This is a genomic window from Syntrophomonas sp. UBA1041 (assembly GCF_002316705.1).
Taxonomy (GTDB): Bacteria; Bacillota; Syntrophomonadia; order Syntrophomonadales; family Syntrophomonadaceae; genus DTU019.
The window spans coordinates 38,666-46,760 of record NZ_DCEA01000103.1; the positions used below are offsets into that span (position 1 = coordinate 38,666).

At 49.5% G+C, this 8,095-nt stretch carries 7 protein-coding genes; 3 read left to right on the plus strand and 4 right to left on the minus strand.

Annotation, left to right across the window (positions count from 1 at the left end):
* Positions 1–169 precede the first annotated feature (169 nt).
* The 4 genes from B2633_RS14960 to B2633_RS14975 are packed head-to-tail and all read right to left on the minus strand — an operon-like array spanning position 170 to position 5,583.
* Entirely contained in the window at positions 170–1,861 is a 1,692-nt protein-coding gene (locus B2633_RS14960) for an Hsp70 family protein (protein WP_483171515.1), read from the minus strand.
* An 18-nt stretch (positions 1,862–1,879) separates the two neighbouring features.
* A complete protein-coding gene (locus tag B2633_RS14965; protein ID WP_483171516.1) occupies positions 1,880–3,427 on the minus strand; it encodes a hypothetical protein in 1,548 nt (515 codons plus the stop codon).
* A gap of 16 nt (positions 3,428–3,443) precedes the next feature.
* Positions 3,444–4,889, minus strand: a complete 1,446-nt coding sequence (locus B2633_RS14970) for a hypothetical protein (protein WP_483171517.1) — start codon at positions 4,887–4,889, stop codon at positions 3,444–3,446.
* Positions 4,879–5,583, minus strand: coding sequence for a hypothetical protein (locus tag B2633_RS14975; RefSeq protein ID WP_483171518.1), 705 nt, complete (start codon positions 5,581–5,583; stop codon positions 4,879–4,881). Before B2633_RS14975 ends, B2633_RS14970 begins: the two co-directional genes overlap by 11 nt.
* Positions 5,584–5,838: 255 nt before the next feature.
* Between B2633_RS14975 and B2633_RS14980 the strand changes: the two genes are divergently transcribed.
* The 3 genes from B2633_RS14980 (at position 5,839) to B2633_RS14990 (ending at position 7,355) form a co-directional block, all read left to right on the plus strand.
* Complete coding sequence (locus B2633_RS14980; protein WP_483171519.1) at positions 5,839–6,222, plus strand: CBS domain-containing protein; 384 nt, start codon at positions 5,839–5,841, stop codon at positions 6,220–6,222.
* 69 nt (positions 6,223–6,291) lie between these two features.
* Positions 6,292–6,903, plus strand: coding sequence for a YiiX/YebB-like N1pC/P60 family cysteine hydrolase (locus B2633_RS14985; protein WP_483171520.1), 612 nt, complete (start codon positions 6,292–6,294; stop codon positions 6,901–6,903).
* Entirely contained in the window at positions 6,897–7,355 is a 459-nt protein-coding gene (locus B2633_RS14990) for a hypothetical protein (RefSeq protein ID WP_483171521.1), read from the plus strand. The genes B2633_RS14985 and B2633_RS14990 overlap by 7 nt, the downstream gene beginning before the upstream one ends.
* Positions 7,356–8,095 lie beyond the last annotated feature (740 nt).

Consider the following 8,095-nt stretch of genomic DNA (forward strand, 5'->3'; position numbering starts at 1 on the left):
TCTTCACTTCCGTCGCTCGCTCCGCGCCGATTCAACAAGCCGCGAGTACTCGAGGTTAACCGGGATGAAAAACCGGGCTCGGGAAATGAAATAGCAGCCAAGGGAAATGCACCGGCCCGCCTGGCTGGAATGAAGGCAAAACGGTTGCAGGCGCCGGCAAAACGTTAGTCTAGGGATTTAATATCTGCAATACGCAGAGCAGTTTGTAGTAGGTAGCCATCAACTGATTACTGTAAGGTGTGGCGCCGTCGCTTTGATTGGCCTGCAGCTGTCTCTGCAGAGCCTTGAGGAGATCCCTGTCAACGTGCTTATAACCCGACAACCAATGTGCCTGGGACAACTGCCGGAGCGGCCATTCGAAAAACAGTTCCGCCTCAGGACACCCGGGGAGGTTATTGGTGAAGTTCACAAGAAGTTGTGAACTTGCCAGATCAAAATCGATATGAACCACTTCAGCCCCGTTATAGTCAGCTTCCTGCCAGTGCAGAACCGCATTCTGGCCCGAAACCTTCTCCGGCTGAATAGCATTGGTTTGGTCAGGCAAGGCATAGATTTTTATCTCAACATCGCCGGGACTGCTGGCCAGGTTGTAGTCCGACTGGACTGGCAGCGAAAAAATACGGTAAGTCCCGGTGAGATCAAGTTCCAGGTTGGCGGTGTCAAAGGGAATAAGCTCCAGTTGGCAGCCCCTCTCTTCAGAGGGGGATTTCTTCTCAATATAGAATTTAAACGGGCAGACGGTGTACAACCGTCTGCTTCCGCTACTCCACAGGCAATTGCCGACGGCTTCATAAGGCTGGTTTGTCTGGCCATGCCAGACAGGAACCCCGGGAAAGAGCCTTTTTATTCGCTGCAGCACTCCCGGGGTATGGGAAGCCCCGCCCAATAGCAGGATATGGTCAAACCTCCAGCCCTGGCTGTCATATAGGCCCAGTGACTGGACGCGGGGCTGCAGCACGGTTTTCACGTAGGAATCCAGCCGCTCCCACAGCGGACCGAGAGCGGCGGTAAAAGCAACCGAATCAATAATCATGTCCCCGCTCATTCCGGGGAGGATATTTATCATATTTACAACCGCTTGATGATGGCGGCCCAGTTCGGTTTTGGTCGTATCGGCCATTCTTTTCAGCTTAATCCAGTAGCTGCAGTCCGCGGGGGAAAGGCCTGCTTCCCAGGGCAATTGGTCAGGCCGCTTTAGCTGATGAAATAGCGGTTTCAGAATCTCCCGGATGATTTCTTTGTCGACTTCCGCCCCGCAAAAGGCATTACCGCCCATCTGCGACTGGGTTTCCAATATCAGCTGCTTCCCGTTGCCTGCGGTGCTGATAATACTGAAATCAGCAGCCGCTTCCCCTATATCTATAATCAGAATATCCCCTTCAATATCCTGGCCGGGATGCAGGGCTTGATATCCTGTCAGGGCTGCAGCCGGCCCGGGAAGTAAAGCAATGGCTGCTCCGGCAAACCCCTTTTGCAGAGCGGCATACAGGCTGTGCTGCGCCTTGATGCCGAGATAACCGGGGACTGACAGAGTGACCGCTTCAATAGGATCGTCCGGTATTTCAGGCCATTGATCTTTGAGGAAAGTAAAAAATGCGGTGAGGATATATTCGAAATCAAGGCTCCCCGGCGCCAGTTGGGGGCTTCGCCACAAGGCCGGTTTGAAGCCGGGCCAGAGCAGAGCGTCAGGCTGTTCGAGCTCCATGGCCTCTGTGCCGAAAAAGATCCGGCCGGTTGCGGGGGAGTATCCCAGGATGCTGGGGATTGGTCCGGGCCAGCCGGCTGAGCTGCATATTAAACCATTAGCGCTGAATGCTGCCATCCTGGTGTATGAAGTGCCAAAGTCTATGCCAAGCCGCATGTGTCAACTCCTCGCTGGTTATGGTTGCCGGGTCAGTATCATATAAGGGATCTCGGTCTGTTCTTCGTTCAAAACCTGAATTATAAACAGGTCGCCTTCTTCGTGCACAATGGTGTAATCGGGCCGGGCAGCATCCACTCTGGGTTCCCAGCGCGCCTGGCCGAGAAGCGGGATATGCTCCTCAGGGAAGACCTCTCCTTTTTGCAGAGGCACCTTGATGAGACGAACCCCCATGTCCTTCCAGGTGCGGGAGACATTTCTGGGGGCTAACAAGCGATCCAGATCAGCCTTCAGCTGCCCGAGGAACTCCAGCTGAGTAACTGCCAGATCCCGCATGCGCCCGGCTTGATCCTGATTATAAGCTGAACGGCGGCGGGAGGTTTCGATCATGCTGAGCTGATTGGACAAGAAGGATATGGCAACCCGGACCTGATAAAGCAAGCTATACAGCGGGGGGATCCAGCGTATCTCTTCTTCCGTACTCATACTGCGCAAAAAGGGCGTCCAAAAGGCCAGCCATTCTCTGACTTGCACCAAGACTTTATAACTGGGTTCCGGGTTGTTCTGCAGGATCATGATGATCTGTTCCAGTTGCTGTATCGAGAATTCTACATCCCGCAAGGCTTCCTGGGCATTTTCCGCCGATATCCGGCCCAGGCAATCAACTGCATTCTGTATCAAGGGGTCCGGGCCGCAGTGATTTGAAGCCCGCAGCTTCAAAACCCGATGCCACCCCTCTAAGCGTTTATTTATCAAGGTTTGCATGTCGGGTGACACTGTAGGCGCCGATAGGGCAGTTGCGTACAGGGCCAATTCCCGGGTGAGTTTTTGGCTGATCCAAAGATTCACCGGATCATCGCTATCAACCCCGCCCTCGAGCTGATCTATATGCCGCTGCATATCTCCGGCAATTCTAATTCGGCCGTCATGGTCCTTGGCCGCCGCATCTCCGGCCAGCCTCATCAGGTAGGTTATTTCACTGAGGGCTTGACTTAACTTATGGGAGCCGATTGAAGGCTGCAGATCGGTTGACCCCTCAAGGTGAAAAATTTCAAGGTATCCAGGAAATTCATCAACCTGGCGAACTAATTCAGTATCCTGTAAATAGGGTTTGACTGCTGTTAAGTAGCCCTGTAGGGATTGTAATTGATGCTTCAGGTCAGTCAGGGCGAAAAGCAGCTCCGTCCCCTGGCGGGATGTCTCTTCCTGAATAAGGAGTACTTCGTGGTCAGTGTCCTGGTAGAAGGTCTTTAAATTGGCCAGGAGGGTTTTCAATAAATTGTGCAAACGGGTATAGCGTTTTAGGGTAGACACAATATTGGTTTCCAGAACTTGCTGCTGCTGGGTGAGCATGAGCAGCTCCCTCGCCTCAGCTTGCCAGCGTTGTTCATACCGGGGCAGGTAATATTCCAGGAAACCCTGATAATAAAAAGAGTTAATCTTTAAGATATACTGATCCAAATCAGCGACCGATTGAATCGAATCTATATGGAGCTGAGAATCAATCTCCTGCCGCAGTCTTTTCAGTAATTCCTCCAACATCAAGCCATAGGCTTTGGAATCCAACCCGGTGGAATTCAGTTTAATGCACCCCCAAAAACGCACCCGCCAGGATGTGTCGTTCAATAATCCGATTCCGCTGCTTAAACAGATCCGGTCGGTGAAGCAAATCGAACTGCAAACCGTCCCCCTGCAGCTCTTCAACCCGAGATAGCAAGCGATCCCCGGCTTGTCTGTTCTCATCCTCCAGTAATTTGCCAATTTGAGACCATATTCGAGCATTAAAAAACATTTTGCTGGGGACCCATGACCAGAAATCCCGGCATTGAGTAAAAATCCAGTGAGACGCTGCGGAATCCAAGCTTGAATCATTATGTTTATCGAGCCACAGGACAGCGAGAATCAGGGTAATAGCTTCTTGAGGCTGGGCAAGTCTTATGCCGTCAACCAGAGCTTTAAGAACCCTGAATTCCAATTGGTCACTTCTGTTAAACAAGGGTTCGTATTCACCATCGGCTTCATCTTGAATTTGTAGGTGCCACAACTTTAAAGAAGCTTTAACAGCCGGCACGGACTGGTTGGTTGATAAAAGCCGGTCCATTAATTCCAGACTGGTATGAGTGGAAGCATTGTTTGGCAAGCAGGCGAAATAACGGTCATATAATGCTTGATAGGCCGCCCCCGCCGCCGGGGCGTGTTCCAGCATAACATAAAGAGGGGCGACCCTGCGCAAGACCCTGACAAAACGCTTGGCCAACTGTATATCCCGCAAGATATCTGTCAGCTGATGATTTTCCAAGCACTCTTCCCAGGCATCCAACAGGATAGCCAGACTATCTGCCACCAGGCCGCTTTCAAAAACAGCCTCCGCCGCTGCAAGGTTATCAAGAAAAAGTTCGATTCCATGTAAATACTGCAGGCGATTCCGGTTGCAGGCTGCAACCAGATCCAGGGCCTTCAGCAAGTTTTGATTTTTATTGCCGTACAATCCTGCGCAAACTTGGTCCGATAAGCGGTTTTGCTCTATGCCGAACCAGCCCAGACCCTGTTCCCGGCTGATGGCCAGGGCCGCGTTTTTTAAAAGCTGGCGCAGGTTCGCATTGGCGGTACGGGACATCAAATACTGGCAGGATTCCTTGTCCAGACTTTTGACTATAGCAGGGTACCAATCCGTCAGTTCATCGCTATACAAGCTGATTAAAAACTGCAGCTCTACCGGGCGGGGGCGATATAGCAGAACGTATCCGGGCAGGAATTGGAGAAAACCCTGGATTATCGGCGGGGGTGACATGATCAGCCATTTAATGATCGGCATCTTGTGGAGATTATGGAACAGGGCCACAAACAGATCACGGCTTCTGCCGCTGTAAAACCATGCCCTGACCAGGAGTTCGGCCTCTTCAGGCTGGTTTAATACCACGTCGGCCGGGTTAAGCTCCGAGCGGCGAATCTCCTGGCGTTCCACGAGTTCTTGCCGCCATATGTCAAACAGATTAGTATCGATTTCCGGCCTGCTTTCAAATTTCATGGCTGTCTCCAGTTTTCAGCCCATAAAGGGCTAGATTAATCAAGGCGCATGCCTCCCGGGCTTTGGACTCGATGGACTCGGTCAGGTAAATATAGTAATAAATCGATTTTTCCTTATTGGTAAAGATGCCCCCCAAACGGTCCGGGGCCAGCACCTCCACGCAATCCTGCTTGGCTTTATGGAGGGTGAGATACCGCATGCTCTGCAGCCGGGTGACAAAACTAAAACGGCTCAAACGGTCAAAATGGGCCTTTAATCCCGGCTCTTTAAAGGGATTCTGATCTTCGAAGAGCATGACCGCCTCATGGTTACGGGGATGAGGTAAGTTGGCCAGGGTTTCAGGTTTTTTAGCCATCTGCTCCACTACTTCGTAAAACAACTGCCCCTTAAGGTATTTTAACGAGCAGGCTTGTAAAAACGGCTGATACGGGAGGGGAAAGCGCTGCCATTGCACCGGCCGCTGCAAGGCGTAAGTGAGCAGCTGCGGCTTTTCGGCAAGCAAAGAGACCACGTCCCCCAGTGTATATTCAAATTCCGGCAGGTAGGTGGCGTACTGTTTATAGAGCACCTCCGCATAGCGCTGATAGAACACTTGATAAGAAGGCAATGAATGAACCCGCAGATGGTGTATGTAGCCCATCAAATTCTGGTATTCGTCCGGGCTTAATTCCTGATGGCGATTCAGCTTTCTCATGATAGCCCGCATACACAACCCTCAATCATATTTTTTACTATTGTACCGCAAACCCGGCTGGAAATCCGTTATTTAATCCATGTTCGGGCCGAAGGATATTCTGCTCAACTTTCGTAATGCCCCGGCAATCATTTTAAGAATCCTGCAGATGCCATAAAGGTGGCATTTCCGGTTGCATTTGCCATATGTTAAACATAAGCCGGATACCGTTTCGAGCCAATCTCTGTGATAGAATAAATCCAAGAGGTGATGTTCATGAAGGTTAAAGACATCATGACTACCCGGGTAATAAGTATTGAAAGCCGCAAAACCATCGGTGACGCACTGGATCTTATGGTGGAGAATAACGTCCGCCGGCTTCCGGTACTGGCAAATGGCGCCTTAATCGGTATGATCGTGCAGCATGATATTGAAAAAGCTTTGCGTTCTCCGGAATTTGTGTGTGAAACCCCGGTAGATTGGGTAATGACTAAAAACGTAATTACTGTCGCAGCCCAAACCGATCTGTTGGAAGCCATTAATCTGCTGCTCAAGCACAAAATCAGTGGGATGCCGGTAATGGAAAACGGCCTGATGATCGGCATAATAAGTGAGACAGATATACTGAAACTCTGCATTGAGTTGTTAAACAGACCGTAATCAGGCTCGACAATATAACAACAGAGGATAACCGAGGGGTGATCCTGCCTGTAGATTGGGGTACTGTACATGAAGCAGCCGATTAATCTGTTGATTTTTCCATTGCTGACATTACTGGCAGGTATAATGATTTTGGCCCATAATCAAGCTATTGTTCTCAATCCTGACGGCGCTACCCGGGTCTATATCAAGAGCGCTTTGTCAGGCAACGTCGGGTACGGCAACCCCTTGCGCCATAATAACAGCATCTCCTTTGAAGGCTTGGAGCCCGGGGATATAATCCTGGGAGCTTATCCTCACTGCGCTTATGGGGATTATTCCCATGCCGCTTTGTATATAGGGTCGGGGCAGATCATTGAAGGCTATGCCGACCTCGGTATAACCCGGCAATCAGTTGAGCATTTCCGCGAATATCCGCAGGTCTGCCTGCTGAGGGTCAATGTCGATCCGGCTGTCAAACAGGCGGCTGTTGCATACGCCACTGAGCAGATAGGGGAAGTATTCTATCCGGTAGCCTTTAAATCCGGACAGAACATCTGGAACTGCAGTAAAATCATGTGGAAGGCTTATCAATTGCAGGGTGTGGATTTTGATGACAACCAGGATCTATGGGTCCCTCCCGACAGCTTCTACAACAGCCCCTATGTCGAAGTGATCAGGGAGGTGGGGCTCTTATGGTAACACTGCGTTTGCTGTGGATACATATCTTTGCCTGGGGGGCGGTATGGCTGTCGAGCTACTGGGCCGGACTGGAATACATGGCCGCCCTATTATACCTGGTAGTGATCAGCCGGGAAGCCATGTCCTTGCGGGGGAGCAAATCGGTTCAACGTATTTTGGCTGCTTCTTTATGGCAGGCGCCCGGATATGTAATGGCCTTCATCCTACTGACTGAATGGAATCCCTTTGAGATTTATAACTATACTATCTTTATCCTGATTTTTTGGATGACTCCTATTTTGCCCTGGCTGGCCTTGCTTCCTTCAACCAGCCTGGCTTATCCGTCCTATTATTACGGGCTCTTAATGGGTGCGCCGTTTCTCTCTTTTTGGATATGGGTTTTCAGCAGCAAAATAAATCCGCTGGCAGCATTCAAACACAGCAGATTTGGTAGTACCAAGGACTGTGTTTAATGTTCTGCCAGCGGTCTTTAAAGAAACCGACAGTTATATCAATAAGACTTATCCGTTTTTCAGGGGCTTATTGATCTGTTGTAACTGCCGGTTTCTAATTCTATTGTGTGCTTTTTTAAGAAAGTTATTCTGGAAAATAAAGGTAATTGTTGAAACGTAAAAAGCCTGGTTATAAAATGAACTATATAGTAAACAGGATCCTGTTATCCTGACTCAAGGGGCCTGATTCATCAGGCCGGTCAATAAAAAAGCCCGCTAATAGCGAGGTAAATAACAATTGATATTCATTTTGGCAAGCTGTCTCCCGGCTGATGGTGCAAATTGACCCTATTCGGCATGGTTGGACAGCTTTTCCGTGCATCCCCAGCAATGGCTGATCTTGCACAAATTGAATATAGTATACACTTTTGCTAAACATGTGGCATCATTAACAAACTTTTAACATTAATATGATGCACATTTATATTATAATGAAATAGCTGTGTTTTGACATATTGTGATAAACTGTCGAATGATTATGCCAATTTTTGTTTTAGCCAGCCCGGCTGACAGTTTATTACCAGTATAAACCACGGAAATTTTAAGTGGTTCAAAATAGATTCGTTAAGGGAAGGAGAGAAGAATATGAAGGAGGCTGCGACCCTCATACCAATGGCTGGTTCAAATCAAGCCATTATTGCGAAGATAGAGCACGAAGCCCATACCAGCGTGAAGTCATGTTATCAATGCGGGAAATGTTC